Here is a 16,867-nt window from a genome sequence, read left to right on the forward strand (position 1 = left end):
AGATCCTGCCGACACAACACTCAACTGCCAAGCCTCACAACGAACTTCATTCTGAAACGATCAGTAAGTCGGTCTCACGCGTACAGACCGGCGCGGCGCGGAAAACTCATCGGTGTCGGCGAGCAGCGCCAGGTCGGGCTGCTCGCGCTGCTGGTAAGCGCGGAAGAGGTCCACCGCGTTCGATGAGTTCGTCCCGCAAGGCGACGGGCCGCAGGTCGTGTGGGATGACCCGCTGGGCGATCTTCGCCTGCGGTGAGCGGCGCCGCGCAGGTGCGGAGCGGGGAGCCGGAACTGGTCGGCGGCGACTTGGTGGTCGGAGAGCTGCAGCGCGCCCCCGCCTGTGGCCGTGTCTGTGGGTGCCGGGCGGTCGGTGGGCTGCGGTCCGGGCGGCTGGGAGGTGGCCGCGGTCTTCGCTCCAGGGGTGGCGGCCGCGCACCGCGAGCAGCACTCCATGGTCTGCCACCAGCGTCCTTCCCGGTCGGTGGTCACGGCCAGGACGACCGGTCCGCCGCACCGCCAGGGCTGAGCACGCGCATGCCGCTCGTCGGGACGGAGGTGTGTGCGGCAGCTCTCCATCCGACACGCGCAGTATGCCTCAGCACAAGATTCGGTGACGGCGCTCGTAGGTGGCCCTTGAGGTGGGCGACCGCAGCCGCACGGCCGGGGCCGCGGACGGCAGACGCTGTTCGGCAAGGGGTTGTCCCGTAACTACTGGCCAGGGTTGGATGATCTTGGTTTGGCTGCTGTGCTCACGGCGTGCGAGCGGTCCTGGATGGTTCGCCGTCGCGACAGCTTGGCTTGATAACCTGTGTCGATGGACGAAGCGTTGGACGAGGGGCCGTTCTTCCACGGCACAAAGGCCGAGCTGCAGGTCGGTGATCACCTCACCGCAGGTTTCCGTTCTAACTACCGGCCCGAAATCGTGATGAACCACGTCTACTTCACTGCGTTGCGCGACGGCGCGGGACTCGCCGCTGAACTCGCCGCCGGCGACGGGACCCCCCGAGTGTATGTCGTCGATCCGACCGGGGAGTTCGAGAACGATCCCAACGTCACCGACAAGAAGTTCCCTGGCAATCCCACCCGCTCCATCGCAGCAGGGAACCGCTCCGGATCATTGGCGAGGTCACGGACTGGACCCGACAGACACCTGAAGCTCTCCAGGTGTGGCGAGACCGGCTGGCCGCAATCCGTCTGGACGACCGCGCCGAAATCATCAACTGAAGGTTGCCCGGTAACCGCTGGTCACGGTGACATGATCATGGTGGGGCTGGTGTGGTCACGGCTTCGGAGCCGTCCTGGATAGCTCCGTTCACCGGGCCGAGCCCGCGCTGCTTCGGCAAGCTGGTGACCGTACGCGCAGCGAGGGCGCGGACACAGACACGGCGGGGACGGCCGTGGGGCCGCGCGCTGACGGCCGCGCTCGACAACCTCGACGGCGGCGCCCTCCGCCGCCAGGCCGCCCGCGCCGTAGAGGCTCACGGACGAGGGCCGGTAGGCCGAAGACTATGCCCGGGGCATGCGCATCCAGCTAATCGTGGACGCGGCCGCCGCCCTGCTGGCGCTCCTGACGGCGGCCGCACTGTCGGGGTTCAAGCCGCGCGGGGGTAACCCGCTACGGGCGCCGCTGCCAGGAGCACCAGCAGGTCCCACAGCCACGCTGCGCCCAACGGGTGCCGGCCCGCGCGGGGCAGTACGGGCGCTGACAGGGCCGCATCAGCTTGGCAGCGGACCGCGGTCACCGGCGGGTCAGGCACTCGAGCCGCGCTCCCTCGGCCTGCCGGGTTTCACTCTGTCTGTCTTCTGGCGGCGGGAGCAGGCTGGCTCAGTGCTGGTGGCCGTCGTCGTGCCCGGGCTCCTTGCTGGGGTGGGTGTCTTCCGGAGCCCCGGCGGGCTGGGAGGGAGGACTGGTGGGGTTGCTGCCGTGGTGGTCCTCGGGGCCTTCGTCGCCTCTCTTCTCGGTCACGGCGTCGCTGTGGCTGTGTCCGCCCCCGGACTCGGCCATGGTGGGGGCGATGTGGCGCAGGCCGAGGAAGGTGAGGGCCGCCACGACGAGGATGGCCAGGCCCGTGAGGCTGAGGATGCGCCGCCAGGGTCGCTTGGCCTCCTTCAGGAAGAAGGCGACGAAGGACAGGACGATGCCCAGGGGTATCAGTACGGCACAGCGTTCTGGGAGGTCTGCGAAGTGCTGCATACCGCCGCTGAGCATGCCCAGGCCGAACGAGAGCATCGTCGAGGTACCGAGCACGCGCAGGATGCGTGACAGGGGCTGCCTCTCGGTCGCCAGGATGATGTCGTTGAGGACGGTCGCGAGCAGGAAGACCAGTACGCCGGACGCGGCGATCAACGAATAGCGGGTGGGGGCCATGGGGTGGTGGACCACCGCGCCGCTGATGAGGCCGGCACCGACGTAGTAGCCGACGTAGCCGAGATAGCGCCAGGGCAGCAAGGCGCCTTCCCGTTTGCTCCTGGAGCGGCGCTGGCTACGAGTCGGCTGCGCCGGGCTCGAGGGCGGGGGCGTCGTGGCGTAAGTGGGCGAGGAGGACAAAGCGGACCCTTCAGGAAAAGTGCAGTGAGGCCTGGGGCTCTCAACGAGACAGGCGGGCGGGACGGGGCCGGCGATCGGACTCGCCGGGCCGTGCAGCGCCCTCTTCGCGGCATGGCAGCCAAGGCGGCATCGCAGGGCATGCTCGAGCCACCGCTGGTGCACTGGCGGAGACGGCGAAGGGTATGCCCGACAGGTACGTCGACCGTTTGGCTGGCGTGAGGTCTAGATTCGCAGGACCACTGAATCGGGCACGGGGGCAGCGGCCAAGAGGGCCGTGACAGGCCGAGCCGCGCGCGATGTATACGCGTACGGAGGGCGGTGAAGGGCCACGGTCTCGCACGGGCCGGGCAGCGCAGCGCCCTGTTGAGGCTGGCCGGATACACACTGGTGAGCCGCGTGCTCGGGCTCCGGAACGTCCTGGTGGCCGGTGTTCCTCTGGCCGGAGTGCGGGGCGGGCGTCCCGTGGCTGTGCCCGGCGGTATGCGGGTCCTGAGCGTTCAGGGCTACCGCAGTGGTCGGCGCCCCGAGATGGGCGTGGCCTGCGGCGCTCTCCGCACTGACACCGTGGGTGTACATCAGGGTCAGGAAAAGCGCGGCCAGCACCCACGTTCGCCACGGGCCCGCTGCACGAAAGCGGAACCGTGGCGCGCTACGGGTCGCCCGGGCCACAACCATGCCCGGGAGCATAGCGGCACGTTGGCCGTCGATCTCCTGTGAGCCGTGTCTCCCCAGGACGCGTGGGACCGGGCTTCCCACCCTGCCGTCCGGGGCTTCGACTTACGGCGGGGACGGACGAGTGGGCGAGCGTCAGCCGAGCGCGCCGAGGAGTTGGTTGCACGCTTGCTCGCAGCAGCGGCAGACTTCGGCGCAGACGTGGCAGTGCTCGCGCATGTCCGCGTGCCGTTCACATTCATCGCCGCACGCCTTGCAGACCATGGCGCACGCCCGAAGGATCGCGCCGGTGATGTTGGCGTCGCAGCCGGTGTGCCGCGAGAGGACCGAGTCTGTGGCGGCGCAGATGTCGGTGCCGTCCATGTCGGTGCGGACGCACTTGGCCAGATCGACCACCACGCCCTCGGACGGGCAGTCGTCCGCACATGCCGAACACGCCGGCACGCGGGCGATGCGCTCCTCCATGCAGCGGTGAGCTTGGCCTGGTCGATGTCGCCGAGGTCGGCCGGGTAGGTGGCGAGCATGTCCTTCACGGTGCTGGACATCGTGCCGCCCTCTCCGCGCGGGGGGGAACCGGGACGGCCGCCTTTCCAGCCCGGGCACATCCCCAGCTCATGCCCCTGACCACGAACGCGCCCAGCCGCCCCGTGAAAATCGGCCGGGCGCGGTGCCGAGCGGGCTGTGGTCAGGGGCAGGCGCGGACGACGGCGTGGCCCTTGCCGCGGCCGATCATCCACTTGTCCACCGAAGTCGTGATCACGAAGGCCACGGCGAAGCCCCCAGCAGGGCCGACCGGAACAGTCCGCCGGACGGGTGCTCGTCCATCGCGCCCGGCGTGAGAGCGATGATCGCGTTGTCGGCGAACCCATCACCGCGATCGACACGGTGTCCGCGGCGAGTGCGGCCTTGATCCGTCGGTCGTCGCGAAGCTCTCGACGCTCGACCGCGCTCTTGAAGTCCAGGCCGGCCGCGGACCGCGAACAGCGTGAATGAGTAGCCGAAGATGAACGCCAGGGTGATCGCCAGGATCATGGTGGGCACGTTGCCCCACAGCAGGGCCGTGCCGATGACCATGCCCAGTTTCTCGCCGATGGCGCACCCGGTCAGGCAGTGCAGGGTCGCCTTGACCGCGGTCGACCACGATGCCCCTGCCTGCCCGTGCTCATGGGCGGCGAGTGCTGGCCTGAGCGTGGCCGGCCTAGTGAGCGTCGTGGTCGTGCGCGGCGGATGTGTGGTGAGTGCTGCGGTCCATGACCTTCATCCTCATTCCCGTCCAGTGTCCCGCTGCCGAGCTCCACACCCACAGAACCGCGTACCCCGGGGGGTATTTTTCTAGGGGTGTTGTGTCTTCGGGGACGGCTGGTGGAGGACAGTCCAGGTGCGGCCGGCGTCGGTGGACCGGTAGACGGTGTCGGTGCTGTCGGCAGCCAGCAGGTCCCGGGCGGTCACGGCCGTGAGCACGGTCGGCTCACCGCCCCTGGGGAGGCGGCCATGCTCGCTCCACACCCCACCGTCACGGCTGCGAAGCACGCGACCGTCGGCGGCGAGGGCGACGAGCGCGCCGGACCGGGGTTCCTCGACGGCGACCAGAGCGGGCGCGCCGACTACGGGCCGGAAGGTGCGGGCGCCGTCGGTACTGCGCTCAAGGCCCTCTCCGGTTGCGGCCCACACGATCTGCGGGCTGTCGGCGTGGGCGGCGAGGTCGAGCAGCGGCAGCTCGGCCCGCTGGTCCCAGGAGCGACCGTCGTCGGTACTGGCCCACACCTTGGCGCTCTGACTGTCGAAACCGTACAGGACCGGGCCGGCCGACTGGAGGGAGTGGAAATCGGCCTGCCCTTCGGCCGACAGCGTCGTCCAGGTCCGGCCGGCGTCCGTGCTGCGGACCAGGCCGAGGTGCGGGGAGCGGGCCCGGGGGTCGGTCGGGGAGGGGTGGCCGCTGGCCAGGAATGTGGACGGACCGGTGACGGTGAAGCCCATCGTGTCCTGGTAGCGGTCGGCCACGCGGTGAGCTGTGCCGTCGTTGAGACGGAAGACGCCGTGGTGGCCGGCGGCGTAGACCGTGTCGTCGGCCGGGTCGACGCCCAGCCCGTGCAGATGGCCGGTCCCCGGGTCCGGTGCTACGGACCGGTCACCGGTGTCGGGGGCGGAGCAGGCGGCGAGCAGTAGGCCGGCCACCGCCAGGAGGGATGCGGCGCTAGAACGGCGGCGGGGTATGCGGGCAGGGATGATCACGCTAGGTCCAAGCTGTTGTATGGGAGAGGGACGGCAGCTGGGTGCGCCAGGGGCGGGGCGGGCACTCTCGAGCGCCCGCCCCTCGCGGCTCAAAAAGGGGGTCAGTTCTTGCCGAGCAGCTTGTTCATCTGCTCGATCTCCGCACTCTGCGACGTGATGATCCGCCCGGCCATCTCCTTGGCCGGCGCGTAGACGCCGTCGGTCTGCTCGGCCTCCGCCATCTCGACCGCGCCTTCGTGATGCTTGATCATCATCTCCATGAAGGCGGTGTCGAACGCCTTCCCAGAGGACTCCTTGAGCTGCCGCATCTCCTCGGCGGTCATCATCCCGCCCCCGCCGTGCATCGAGTGGTCCGTGGCGCCCTCGGCGGGCACCTCCTCGCCCCAGGACGTCAGCCAGCCGGACAGCGTCTTGATCTCCGGGTCCTGGGCCTTCTTGATATCTCCGGCGAGCTTCTTCACCTCAACCGACTCAGCCCGGGACAGCGCGAGGTCAGCCATCTCGATCGCCTGGCGGTGATGGGGAATCATCCCCTTGGCGAAGGTGACGTCGGCGGCATTGTGCTGCCCCTGAGAGGCCGACGCGGAGGCCGAGGGGGACTTCATGCTGTGGCCGTCGTGCCCGGCCGAGCTGTCGCCGCCTCCGCCGCACGCGGCCAGGACAAGCGCGGCCGCACCGGCGGCAGCGACAGCGGCGGTACGACCGATGAGGGAACGCTTGCTGTTCATGGTGGTGCAACTCCTTCACGCTGCCCCGACCCGGGACGCGCAAGTGGTGGAAATGAGGGCGTGCACAGGCACGGCACCGCTCACCGGAGAACGAGGGCAGGGGTGCCGTGCGGGGCGCTCTATATCCGCAGGAGTTGCAGCTCGGACAGGTCGGGCGGGGCTCGCCCGCTCGCGGCCGAAGCCGGTGCCGTCTTCATCAGGCCGTCACTGGCGGGGACGTCCATGAGGGCCGCGGCCAGCGCCGGGGGTGCGTAAGGGGAGCCGATACCAGCGGCCGCACACGTGCCGTCCGCGTGATCCAAGTGATCGGATCCGCCCGCAGTGTGAGAGCAGGGTTCGCTCACGTGGTGCTCGGGGGCGTGGGCCACCACCATGGTGTGCCCGGCGTCGGTGTGCGCCGCAGGCGCCCCGCTGGGAGGCAGGGCGTGCATGCCCAGCACGCCGGTGAGCACAGCCAGTACCAGCAGCACGAGCAGGCGCCCGGCGGGGCGCCTGTCCGTGACGATCTGCGTACCGGCCATGCCGCCATCGTACGGGCCGCGCACGCGGCCGCCGGCCGTACACCACCTACCTGGGGCAGCTTGGCGGTGCGTTCGGGGTGGGCGGCGGTGAGGTAGCGCATGGCAGCGCCGTCGCTGAGTCCGAACAGTCGCATGAGGTGAAGCGGGTCGGCCCGCTCTCGGGCCTCGACCAGGATCCGGGCCCTGACGAACCTGCTGCATGGTGAGTCCGGCGCGGGTGAAGGTGTCGTTGAACTTGCTGGCGGTGACGACTGGCTGGGGGGGGTGTCGAGCGCGGACTGCTGCGAGATGATCAAGTGCGGGTTGGCCGCGACCGGCCAGCGCCGGTGCCGTTCGGCCAGCCAGTCGATGCCTCAAGCCGACTCCGGACCACGCCGATGGGGCGATCATCGCCACCGCCGCACCCGACCGGTGGATCGGCGAGCCGGTTCGCATCCACGGCCCGACGTCCTGACTCCGGGACCGGGTTACCCGTCTGGGGTGCGTACTGGCAGTGCGCAGCCGCCCAGGTGTTCCGCCGTGCCCGGGCGGGTCCGATCGGCTTCGACGAGCGGGCACGCGGGGACGTCACCGGATCGGACAGAAGAGCTTGAACACGGCCAAGGGACGTTGGTGGAGAAGTACGGCGAGCTGCTCGCCGAGGTGATCGTGCCGAAGCTGACGGCGGGCGCGGTGACGCAAAAGCACCCGGTAGCGGTGTCCGTGTCCGGGCATGCCCCCCGCCCGCCTGCCGCCCTCCCGGGCGGCAGGCCGTCACCGGTCTCCGCGTCCTTCAGGACGCCGATCCAGCCGACTCGGAAGACCTGCGGCCACGGGCACACCGCAGAAGGTGCCTCGCCAGCAACACCACCCAGGCCACCAGCGTCAACGCCGCGGCAACCCTCACCCAGGGCGCGGTACCGCTACTGGCTGCCGTCCACCCACAGAACACGATGCTCAAGCACGCCCAACCCGGGCCATCGAAGAACGCACTCCTCGGGGTTCGTGGCACCCCCACCCTCCTTCAACGCTCACTGGTCTCCGATCGGCCACTCCAGCCGAGACGAAGCTGTCCGCTACAGCATGAGGATCGAGGCAAGGACGGGACATAAACCACCGCTCGTGAGCTTGGCCCCCTCAAAAGCCGTCCCATACTCTCAGACGCTTGAACCTGCGCTGCCGCAGCCGCTCTGATACCGCTGTCAGACCAAGGATGAGCCCCATGAACAGCCCGAAGAGCGCGGCGGGGACGCCCAGGTACCCAACAGCTTTCATCGGGTGCTGACCCGCCCACTTCTGGAACCGAGTCGGACGCCGCTGCCCGCGGAGAGCCGCTGTGCGCGGCCTGCGACGCGAGGGCCACCGCCGTCGGCGCCTCGTCCGCTTTCTCGCCTCCGGAGCGGACAACGACACCTCCCGCGCCAAGGTGGGAGCTGACCTGATCCCGGGCTTTCAGACGGAAGTCATGGGCGCGTACGGGTACGTGCGCGTCGACAATCCCGCTCCAGCAGCGGAGTTTCCGCTGCACACCGGCATGCCGCCCAAGGGTGTGCGCTGACACAGCCGCCTTGGCATGCGTCAAGGAGACGGGCACCCCGCGTTGGCTGACTGGGAGCCGGCCGCGCGGGGCACGGGGGGGGGGAAGGCGCGGCAACAACTCCACAGGACCAGCCGGCAGATGACGCCGCTCAAGAGCAACTGATGCTGGCCCTGCAGCGCGGGATGGATCAGTTGCGGCGGACCCTGGACCTCAGGAGTACGAGGCGGTTGACGAGGTCCGCCCGTGCGTCCACGCTGCATGCGGCTGCCGCCGCCTGCTGGACCCGGTCGACAAGATCACGGTCCGTATGGCGACAGAAGCAGCCAACCGGGGAGTCCATTGGTCACGATGACCACGATGTCGGCGCCGTGGATCTGGCGGGCGGTGCCGTTGAGGACCTGGAGGCCCGGGGTGCTTATCGGCGGAGCCGGCGAGGCCCTGGCGGCGGTGTTTGCACTGGGCAGCGGCTCGACGCTCCAGGGCAGCTTCCGACACAGCGTGCCCAGCTCGGTAGTCGCCTGAGGGAGACGGGTCTGCGCAGCTCGGAGATCATCCGGAAGTCGGTTCCGGCCATGGCGTGAATAAGCGCACGTTCGATTCGGTTTGGCGGGCCTCACCGCAGGATGTCCGCGTCGCTGCGGTCGGGATGGCAGCGGAGATCCCAGGGCCCACTTCTCCGTAGAAGGATGGCGCTGCCGGGCAGGGAAGCCGGTATTCGGTCGAGGGTCTGCCTCGACCGACGCGCACGCCGGAGTGCCAAGAAAGCATCCGGTTCGGCTGAGCCCGGTGGATCAGGCGGGTGGCGAGAAGTCGCGCTGGCCGCCGAGGCCATAGCGGGGTGTGCACTGCGTCGCTCAACGGCCAGTCAGAGAATGGCCGGATGTGGCTGATGGGGCAGTTTGCAGCTCTGAGCAGCCAAGATGCCCTCCGTTCGGCGAGTGTTTGCCTTCGTTTGCTCCTCAACGTCACGAAACGTGACGCGCGCCATATTGCATGCATCTGGCATATGTTCCGATGGGGCGGCGGTGAGCCCCCGTCACCTACCCAGTGACGCGGGGCGACTGCCGCACTGTCGGGCTGCCGGACCAGACACCCAGCACGGTCCCGTCGGCCTGCGCGCTTTGCCCTCGGCCAAGGGCAAAGCGTCATGTCCCGTTCAGCGACCCTGAAAGGACAGGTCCTCCTGTCATGGCCGGAGCCAAGAACGGCGTCTTCGCCGAGAAGATATCCCCCTACTTACGTAAGAAGATCGAGGAAGCCGGTAAGCCACTCCCCTTCCTCGACCTGCAATACGTCGTCGATCCGTCTGAGGGGCTGGAGCAGACCTTCGAGGTGTCACGTCACTACCAGTCGGAAATGCGTACCGAGTTCGAGGGACGTGAACTGCGCGGCGTCGAGAAGCTGTACCGGCGCACGCTGCTGGTCGAGCCAACCACGATCTGTGCCGCCCACTGCCGCTGGTGCATCCGCGGGCAGTACGACACCGCGACGCTCTCCCGTGAGGACCTGGAACTCATCGCCCGCTACTGCGGCACGGATCCGGCGAACAAGGATGTGCGTGAGGTGCTGGTCACCGGCGGCGACCCGCTCATCCTGGTCGACCGGATCGAGTGGCTGCTGGACGCGCTGGAAGAACACGCCCCGCAAATCCAGATCGTGCGCATCGCTACACGGGTACCGCTCCAGGATCCACGCCGGGTCGACGCCCGTATGCAGCGTGCGCTGCGGCGCCGCTCGACGTTCCGGGTCGAGGTCGCCACACACATCAACCACAAGGGCGAGCTGTTTCCCGAGGTGAGGGAGGCATACGCGGCACTTCAGGAGGCCGGGGCACGAATCTACGACCAGACGGTGCTCCTGCGCGGGCTCAACGACAACCTCGACACCCTCGTCGAGCTCTTCGATGAACTGCGCTACATGGACATCGAGGCGCACTACCTGTTCCACTGCGTCCCGATCCGCGGCATGGACCACCATCGCACGTCCGTTCAGGAGGGCTTGGAGCTGCACCGCCGGCTGGGGGCCTCAGGCCTGACGTCCGGCCGTGCGCGCCCGCACTTCACGCTGATGACAGATGTCGGAAAAGTGCCGCTGTACGAGGGCGCGATGATCGAACGGGACGAGCACAACCGGATCCTGATCCAGACCGGCTACCGGTACGAGGAGAGGATGTCCTGGGTTCCCGGCTGGCAGCTTCCCGACAACGCCCGCGTCGACGACAACGGGTTCTTACAGGTCTGGTACCTGGACGCCATGGGCGGAAAGGCCGACCTCTGATGCCTCGTCTCTGGCTCGGCAACGCCTGCACCGAGCACATGGTCGACCGCATGGACCTGCTCGCCCAGGAAGACTTCGACGGCATCCTGTTCGCGATGAAGCGCCTGGTGTGGCTGATGCGGGACGGCGACGTCCTCGTCCTGCCCCGACCCGTGCCCGGTGCCTTTCTCGATCACGTCGCGCAGCACACGGGCATGTCCCCGGACCGCATTCATGTGATCGCGCCGGGTGCTGACCTCCTCACCCAGGACCTGCTGCACTCGGAGGAGATCCTCGGCCGTCTGAGGGGGCTGGTGACTCCGGACTGGGAATTCTGCCCCTACATCCACGACCGTGGCGCCGAGGTGTTCGCGCGTGAGCTCGGCCTCGCCACCGGATCACGATTCATGGCGGAAGGCGGCGCGGAACTGCTCAACAGCAAGGTCGTCTTCCGCGCCCTGGCAGCAGGGGCCGGGTTTTCGATTCCAGACGGTATACCGTGCCGCACCAGCGAGGATCTGACCCACACCCTGCATCAGCTCCTGGCCGCACATCGGGCTGTCATCCTCAAACGCGACCGCGCGGTCGGCGGCCACGGCAACATCGTGGTCACCACCGACCCTGACCTGGAAGGCGTAGGAGCCCTGCACACAATCGTCCTGGACGACCCAACCGATCACGAACAGGTACTCAAAGAAGCCGGCCTGACCGCCACCCACGCCCCCCACGGAGAGGTCGTCCTCGAGGCGTTCCACCCCGGCTGCACGTCCGTGTACGTCGAGGTCGACTGCCCAGAGCGTGGCGAGCCCGTCCTCCTCAACGGAGGACAGCTCCGTACCGCCCAGCACCCCCCGATCCTCGCCGGACTCGCGCTGCCCCCCAGGAACGTGCCCAGCCCGGCCTGGGAGCGCTTTACCGATGAAGCTCTGCGTATGGCCCGCTTCATGCAGAGCCTCGGCTATCGCGGCTTGGCCAGCATCGACGCAGTGATCGACCAGGCCGGCAATACCTGGTTCAACGAGGTCAACGCGCGCCTGGGCGGCAGCACCCACCTGCACCACATCGCCAAGAGCCTCGTCGGCCCGCGCTGGACGGACAGCCACGTCCTGATCAGCAGGTTCAACGTCCGGGCTCCCGCGCTCGACCGACTTCTGCACACCATCCAGGAACACGGGCTCGCCTGGGATCCCCCACACCAGCGCGGCATCGTCATCGCCTCCGACGACACCGCCGCCACCGGCAACCTCGAGTACGTGATCCTCGCCCACAATCACGAGGAAGCCGACGTCCTCGAAGAACAGCTGACCACTCTCCTCAACCAGCACGACAAGTAAGGGACCACCACCCGTGGCGTACCGCGGCCTGTTCACCAAGCACGTCTCGATCTGGGCCGCAGTCGTGACGGCCAGCCGCCTGCCAGTGGCGATGGCGCCACTCGCGTTCCTCTTCTACGGGCGCGGTACAGACGCCGGATACAGCGGCGGCGCCGCCATGGCCGCCGCGTACGCCATCGCGGAAGCCATAGGCGCCCCACTTCTCAGTACTCGCCTGCGCACCCGCCCATACCGTCGCGAGATCGCCGCCGGGCTCGGCGTGTCCGCCGCAGCCTTCGCTCTCCTCGCCCTCCTTCCAGCCCCCGGCACCGTGCTCGTGGTGACCCTGGCCGCAATCGCCGGCGCCGCCGCGGCCGCCGCACCCGGTGCACTCCGCACCATGGCCGAGGACCTCGCCCCGACGAAGCACCTCCACACCGCCCTCAGCCTCGAATCCACGCTCAACATGGCCGTCTGGGCCGCCTCACCCGCCCTGGTCTCCGTGCTCGCGCTCGCAGCCGCCCCCCAAACCCCCTTCATCCTCGCCACACTCGCCACGCTCGCCGCCACCGCCTTGCTGTGGCTGCTGCCCGACAAAACCGGCGCCACCGACGACCAACAACGCGCCCCTCTCAAACAAGCCCTGACCGCCTGGCCCGTCTACCTCACCAGCATCGCCGCCATGTACCTGCTGGCCAGCATCGAACTCACGCTGCCCGCACTGCTCGAACACCGAAATCTGCCCGTCGCCTACAGCGGCCCAATCCTCACCGGCTTCGCCCTCGCGAGCATCCTCGGCGGCCTCATCTACGGCGCCCGCACCTGGCCCGGCACCGTGGAACGCCAGAGCACCCTCCTGCTCATCCTCATGATCGCCGGAGTCACCGCCACCGCACTCGCCCCCACCTCGGCCATGATCGCCAGCCTCCTCGCACTCACCGGCCTCCTGCAGGCAGCCGTACTGATCACCCGCAACCTCACCCTCCGCGAACAACTCCCCGCCGACCTTCACCCCGTCGGCTACTCCGCCCTGTACGCCGGCAGCGGCATCGGCTACGGCCTCAGCGCCGCCGTCACCGGGCTCCTCCTCACCGCCACCACACCCGACACCGCCGTCCTCATCGCCACCGGCACCACGCTCCTGCTGACCGCGGCAACGTGGCTCAGGCACAGGCCTCCGGCGGGCAAGGAACGCATCCCGAGATAACCGCCCGTTATGCAACGCCAAGTGCCGCGAATGGCATCAGGTGCGACGACCGACCCCTCGTTGGTGGCGCGACTGAACAGGCAGGCATCGCCTGGTCGCAGCCCGGAGACATTCCGACGATCCGCCCTGCCCGAACGGCCTACGTGGGCCACGCAGCCTGCGAAGTCCCCGGGGACCCCGAAGACGCTTGAAGCTAGTGCCTCCAGATCAGGAGGTGGCCCCGGCTTCAGCACGTCAGGCCGGCAGTTCCTCGTCCTGCCACTCCTCGACGGTCCTCCGCCAAGGATGCGAGGGGGGTGCGATCGGCGACTTCTCCCCTGAGGACTGTGACGACCGCTTTGCCCGCCGGCTGCCCCGTGACGGCGAACCGCTCATCAGCGAGGAGATCCGACAGGTCATCAACGGCCGCTCCCACGGCCCGCCGATCTACCTCGATCTGCCGGTGATGCGCTGCCTGGAGGTCGCCGCACCAGCCGCACGCCACAGCTGGCCGACTTCCACTGCGGCTCCCCCGGCGCTGATCGCCCGCCCCCTGTCCGACCTCACCACCGACGAACGGCACGTCCTGCGCTCCGTGGCCCTTCTTGACGCCTTCGACCTGCAACTGGCCACCGCGACCGCCCGACTGCCGCACGAAGCACCGGCCCTGCGGCTGATCGAACGGCCCTTCGTCCGCGAGAACGCCTACGGGCTATGGCCATACCACTTGCACGGGCTGACCCTGCTCCATCGTCCGCGGCACCGACGACCAGGCCGACGACCGCTGGTCGGCGCGCGACCGGGAGCAGACAGCCCAGCGTGCGCCGGCCGCCCTCGGAGCGCAGTTCAGTGCGCACACCGGCCAACCCCGGCTCGGCACCACCGAAGCCGACGCCCGTCCACGCCTCCACCGCTGCGAGTACCGCTGCTGGCCAGGGCCGAGTGCGGGCCGCCGGCGTCGTTGGGGATGCCGCCCCTCGTCGGCGGCGTGGTGCGCTGCGGGCTCGGGCTCAGGAGGCGTCGACAAGTTCCGTCTCGGAAGCGAGCACCTCCAAGGATTCATCCAGCACTGCCAGCCATGTTGCATTCGTCTCGTCCCGCAGCCCGGCCTGCACCGCCTCCATCGCCCGAGCCACGCTCAGAACGTGGACAGCTCCACCCTGGCACTCGACGTGCCCGCGAACTTGAAGTCGAAGTTGGTGCGCTCACCCTTCCCGCAAGCAGTCCTGGAGAAGCTGTTGCTGGAGTTGGACGGCTTCGCCGTCACCTTCGCGCACTTTCCGTCCCGGCGTGTGTCCTCCACCCAGCCGTAGACGGAGAGGGTTCCACCAGAACACGCCAGCGTCCACTTCGCCTTACCGCCGGGGACCACTGGCTCCGCCCCCGAAGGACAGGTGGCCGCGGAGGCCGGTGACCCTGCCACGAGGAGGAGACCTCCAGCCATGACACCACCAAGCAGAGCGGAGAAAGCCTTCTTCTTTAGGTCACGCATAGGGATATCCCTTACGAAGAGTGTCACGAACGGCAGAGAGCAGGACGACTTTTTGGCACACACCCTGTCGCCTAAGCTCAGGCAGCAGTTTGCAGAGCCTCCGGCCCAGGTTGTACCTACAATGTTTCAGGTTGCGCATTCGCTGAGAAGACGATCACCAGCCAACCGGCACCACTGAGGAGCAGCGGTCGCAGGACGCTGCCGCGCGAGCGTGGCGGTCGCCAGACATCGCGTAGTGGCGGGCGGCGAGGCCGCGCTCGAGGTCCTCGCCGATCGCCTCGCACAGCGACGCTGGGACATCGGCGGCGTCGGTCATCGGGACGACGGCGGCGACGCGGCACCGGGGCGGCACCCGAACAGCGGCGGCCCGACGACCGTTGCCGCCGGACTCACCGGGAAACCGACTCACCAGTCCGCGCGCTCCAGCACGGAAACCGAACAACAAGCCAGAAGGCGCCGACGACGCGACGCCGGCGAAAGGCGGGACAGCGGCGGGCGCGTTCGCCACCAGCGGACCAGCCCGACACTGCGGTTATCGGTTTTACTGATCGTTTCAGAATGAGCTGAGTCGACGGGTGGGCGCCATGCGAAGCTCCTGGCAGTCACGGGCGGTCTCGGCCGGGAACCCGTCTGCCAGGAGTCTCGTTGTTGCGCAGGCAGGGCCCAGCTCGCGGTCAGCACCACGAGCCCGGAAAGGGCTAGTGGGCCGTGCGCCGCAGGGCACTCGCCACCCCTGAATCCCGGCCCCTCAGCGTGACATCCAGCGTCTCCTGGGGCCGTGCGCATCGCCTCGGCGTACTTCGGCTCGAGCATACGCTCCCAGACTTGGTCCGGTGCGACGTCCTCGATCCGGCTCACCACCCACCAGATGTTGCCGAACGGGTCCCACATCCGGCCGCCGCGATCCCCCCACGCGCTGTCTGCGACCTCGGTGACCACCTGCGCCCCGTGCGAACAGCAGCGGCTATGGCAGCGTCCGCACCCGGGACGTAGACCCGCAGCAGCGAGGGCATCACCGGCCAGTCGGCCCGTCGGGTCGAAGGCCAGCACTACCGTGTCGCCCATACGGTCTCACCGTGACCGATGGTGCCGTCCTCGACCGGCGCCCGTGCGAGTTCCTCGCCGTCGAACGCGGCGGCGAGGAAGTCGAGCAGCGCACCGGTGTCGTCGGTGACCACCCACAGCGCAACGCTGGTGTAACCCTCGGGCGCGGTGTGCCTCTGTTCCACAAGGCCGGCCACAGGTAGTGAGTTCCGTCCGGCACCGGATTCGCTTGCACCCAGGCTGGGTCCAACCGCTGGTTCAGGCGGAGGTCGCACGCCCGCTCCTCCAGCTTGAGCAGCGAAGCCGAATCGATGACCTTCACCTCGCGAGGCAGCGGCTGATCGAAGTGCCACGCTGCCTACCGCTCCGTTCGCCGCTGGGCTCGGCGGCGCGCACGCGACCGGGAACTCCAGTCGTACACCGACAAGCCTGGCGGCCACAGCACAGAAGCCCGGACCAAGACCGGGGTCCCCTCGGGTTCCGGATGGCCGGCACCCACCAGCTCACTCCAGGAGGGCTTTCATGCCGCTGGTGAACATGGGGCGGCGGCCGTGTCGGGCAATCTCCGGGGCGCTCAAGATGCCGCGCGAGTCTGCGTCGGACATCTGCTCGGCCATGAACACCGCAACGAACAGCGGCGCCGTCAGCAGCCCGGACCAACCCGCCGACCAGACCCCGCCCACCGGCACCCCGCCGGCCGCATGAGCCCGTTGCAAAACGTTCGACCGCGGGGCGTGGGCGGCGGCCGGGCAGCCGCACCGGCGGGGCGCGGGCAGTGGCCGGCGCAGGCGAACGGGCGGGGCCGACAGCGGAACCCGACGGACGCGCGGCACGGTGGACGGAACGCCAACGACGGCATGGCGGCAGCCGGGCGCAGCCCGACACCGCGGCAGCCGGACGGCACAAGCCCAGCGACGGGGAGCCGGAGACCAGACGGCGGGACAGCGGCGCACAACCGGACGGCCCGGTGGCCGCTCACGCGACGACCCGCCGGCCGGTCGGCAAGACGCCCGAGCGTACGGGCGACGGCCGGCCGGCGCACCGCCCACCGGCGGGACGGTGCCACGACGGCCGAACAACGGCCTTCGCGCAGGACGAGCCGGCGCAGGTTGTCCTGGCTGACGATCGCGAGGTTGCGGCCGAACGTCTCGCGCAGGCCCGCCGCGACGGACGACTTCCCCGAGGCGCTGTTGCCGCGGACCACGACCAGACGTGTGTCTTCAGTTCCCACCACGCCCGGCACGATATCGGCGGCCACTGACATGACCTGCTCCCGCTGGGCCGTGGGGCCGGGGCACGGCTGATCCCGGCCGGGAGAGGTCCTGACCTGACCGGAGCCGACGTGACCCGGCGGCG

The 16,867-nt window shown here is 69.1% G+C and carries 11 protein-coding genes and 7 pseudogenes; 8 read left to right on the forward strand and 10 right to left on the reverse strand.

Features of this window, described 5'->3' with window-relative positions; all coding sequences use genetic code 11:
- The first annotated feature begins 814 nt into the window (after positions 1 to 814).
- Positions 815 to 1,224, forward strand: a pseudogene (gene arr, locus ABD347_RS15375) (NAD(+)--rifampin ADP-ribosyltransferase).
- 51 nt (positions 1,225 to 1,275) lie between these two features.
- Positions 1,276 to 1,413, forward strand: a pseudogene (locus tag ABD347_RS30670) (IS5/IS1182 family transposase); the annotation flags it as partial.
- A 412-nt stretch (positions 1,414 to 1,825) separates the two neighbouring features.
- On the opposite strand, the gene ABD347_RS15385 reads toward ABD347_RS30670, so the two are convergent.
- The 6 genes and pseudogenes from ABD347_RS15385 to ABD347_RS15410 form a co-directional block, all read right to left on the reverse strand.
- A complete protein-coding gene (locus ABD347_RS15385; RefSeq protein ID WP_344361326.1) occupies positions 1,826 to 2,449 on the reverse strand; it encodes a hypothetical protein in 624 nt (207 codons plus the stop codon).
- 906 nt (positions 2,450 to 3,355) lie between these two features.
- A pseudogene (locus tag ABD347_RS15390) lies at positions 3,356 to 3,765 on the reverse strand (four-helix bundle copper-binding protein).
- A gap of 140 nt (positions 3,766 to 3,905) precedes the next feature.
- Positions 3,906 to 4,472: pseudogene (locus ABD347_RS15395) on the reverse strand (DUF4396 domain-containing protein).
- Between the two features lie 80 nt (positions 4,473 to 4,552).
- Positions 4,553 to 5,395 carry a F510_1955 family glycosylhydrolase gene (locus tag ABD347_RS15400; RefSeq protein WP_344361328.1) on the reverse strand — a complete coding sequence of 281 codons (843 nt, stop codon included), beginning with the start codon at positions 5,393 to 5,395 and terminating at the stop codon, positions 4,553 to 4,555.
- Between the two features lie 158 nt (positions 5,396 to 5,553).
- On the reverse strand, positions 5,554 to 6,180 hold the full coding sequence (locus ABD347_RS15405; protein WP_344361330.1) for a DUF305 domain-containing protein: 627 nt from the start codon (positions 6,178 to 6,180) through the stop codon (positions 5,554 to 5,556).
- Between the two features lie 119 nt (positions 6,181 to 6,299).
- Positions 6,300 to 6,701, reverse strand: a complete 402-nt coding sequence (locus ABD347_RS15410) for a DUF6153 family protein (protein ID WP_344361332.1) — start codon at positions 6,699 to 6,701, stop codon at positions 6,300 to 6,302.
- 1,315 nt (positions 6,702 to 8,016) lie between these two features.
- Between ABD347_RS15410 and ABD347_RS15415 the strand changes: the two genes are divergently transcribed.
- A complete protein-coding gene (locus tag ABD347_RS15415; RefSeq protein WP_344361334.1) occupies positions 8,017 to 8,238 on the forward strand; it encodes a hypothetical protein in 222 nt (73 codons plus the stop codon).
- A 317-nt stretch (positions 8,239 to 8,555) separates the two neighbouring features.
- On the opposite strand, the pseudogene ABD347_RS15420 reads toward ABD347_RS15415, so the two are convergent.
- Positions 8,556 to 8,694 (reverse strand): annotated as a pseudogene (locus tag ABD347_RS15420) (restriction endonuclease); the annotation flags it as partial.
- A gap of 714 nt (positions 8,695 to 9,408) precedes the next feature.
- Between ABD347_RS15420 and ABD347_RS15425 the strand changes: the two are divergent.
- The 3 genes from ABD347_RS15425 to ABD347_RS15435 are packed head-to-tail and all read left to right on the forward strand — an operon-like array spanning position 9,409 to position 12,996.
- Positions 9,409 to 10,497, forward strand: a complete 1,089-nt coding sequence (locus ABD347_RS15425) for a radical SAM protein (RefSeq protein ID WP_344361336.1) — start codon at positions 9,409 to 9,411, stop codon at positions 10,495 to 10,497.
- A gap of 50 nt (positions 10,498 to 10,547) precedes the next feature.
- Positions 10,548 to 11,810: a preATP grasp domain-containing protein gene (locus ABD347_RS15430; RefSeq protein WP_344361338.1), complete on the forward strand. Its 1,263-nt coding sequence runs from the start codon at positions 10,548 to 10,550 to the stop codon at positions 11,808 to 11,810.
- A gap of 13 nt (positions 11,811 to 11,823) precedes the next feature.
- Positions 11,824 to 12,996 carry an MFS transporter gene (locus ABD347_RS15435; protein WP_344361339.1) on the forward strand — a complete coding sequence of 391 codons (1,173 nt, stop codon included), beginning with the start codon at positions 11,824 to 11,826 and terminating at the stop codon, positions 12,994 to 12,996.
- 989 nt (positions 12,997 to 13,985) lie between these two features.
- Here ABD347_RS15435 and ABD347_RS15440 read toward each other — a convergent pair.
- Positions 13,986 to 14,111, reverse strand: coding sequence for a hypothetical protein (locus ABD347_RS15440; RefSeq protein WP_344361340.1), 126 nt, complete (start codon positions 14,109 to 14,111; stop codon positions 13,986 to 13,988).
- Positions 14,112 to 14,120: 9 nt separating this feature from the next.
- Between ABD347_RS15440 and ABD347_RS15445 the strand changes: the two genes are divergently transcribed.
- The gene (locus ABD347_RS15445; RefSeq protein ID WP_344361342.1) at positions 14,121 to 14,288 is read left to right on the forward strand and encodes a hypothetical protein; all 168 of its coding nucleotides are present in this window, start codon (positions 14,121 to 14,123) and stop codon (positions 14,286 to 14,288) included.
- Positions 14,289 to 15,165: 877 nt separating this feature from the next.
- On the opposite strand, the pseudogene ABD347_RS15450 reads toward ABD347_RS15445, so the two are convergent.
- Positions 15,166 to 15,696, reverse strand: a pseudogene (locus ABD347_RS15450) (VOC family protein).
- 337 nt (positions 15,697 to 16,033) lie between these two features.
- Here ABD347_RS15450 and ABD347_RS15455 point away from each other — a divergent pair.
- Positions 16,034 to 16,216 carry a hypothetical protein gene (locus ABD347_RS15455; protein ID WP_344362424.1) on the forward strand — a complete coding sequence of 61 codons (183 nt, stop codon included), beginning with the start codon at positions 16,034 to 16,036 and terminating at the stop codon, positions 16,214 to 16,216.
- Between the two features lie 379 nt (positions 16,217 to 16,595).
- Here the strand turns inward: ABD347_RS15455 and ABD347_RS15460 are convergent.
- Positions 16,596 to 16,775: pseudogene (locus tag ABD347_RS15460) on the reverse strand (kinase); the annotation flags it as partial.
- Positions 16,776 to 16,867 lie beyond the last annotated feature (92 nt).

It is taken from the genome of Streptomyces gobitricini, from assembly GCF_039532985.1.
Classification (GTDB): domain Bacteria; phylum Actinomycetota; class Actinomycetes; order Streptomycetales; family Streptomycetaceae; genus Streptomyces; species Streptomyces gobitricini.

Bases quoted from the DNA above. Each gene is read 5' to 3' on its own strand.
- ABD347_RS15405 (WP_344361330.1), bottom strand. From the start codon at position 6,180: ATGAACAGCAAGCGTTCCCTCATCGGTCGTACCGCCGCTGTCGCTGCC.
- ABD347_RS15410 (WP_344361332.1), bottom strand. From the start codon at position 6,701: ATGGCCGGTACGCAGATCGTCACGGACAGGCGCCCCGCCGGGCGCCTG.
- ABD347_RS15425 (WP_344361336.1), top strand. From the start codon at position 9,409: ATGGCCGGAGCCAAGAACGGCGTCTTCGCCGAGAAGATATCCCCCTAC.
- ABD347_RS15430 (WP_344361338.1), top strand. From the start codon at position 10,548: ATGGACCTGCTCGCCCAGGAAGACTTCGACGGCATCCTGTTCGCGATG.
- ABD347_RS15455 (WP_344362424.1), top strand. From the start codon at position 16,034: ATGCCGCTGGTGAACATGGGGCGGCGGCCGTGTCGGGCAATCTCCGGG.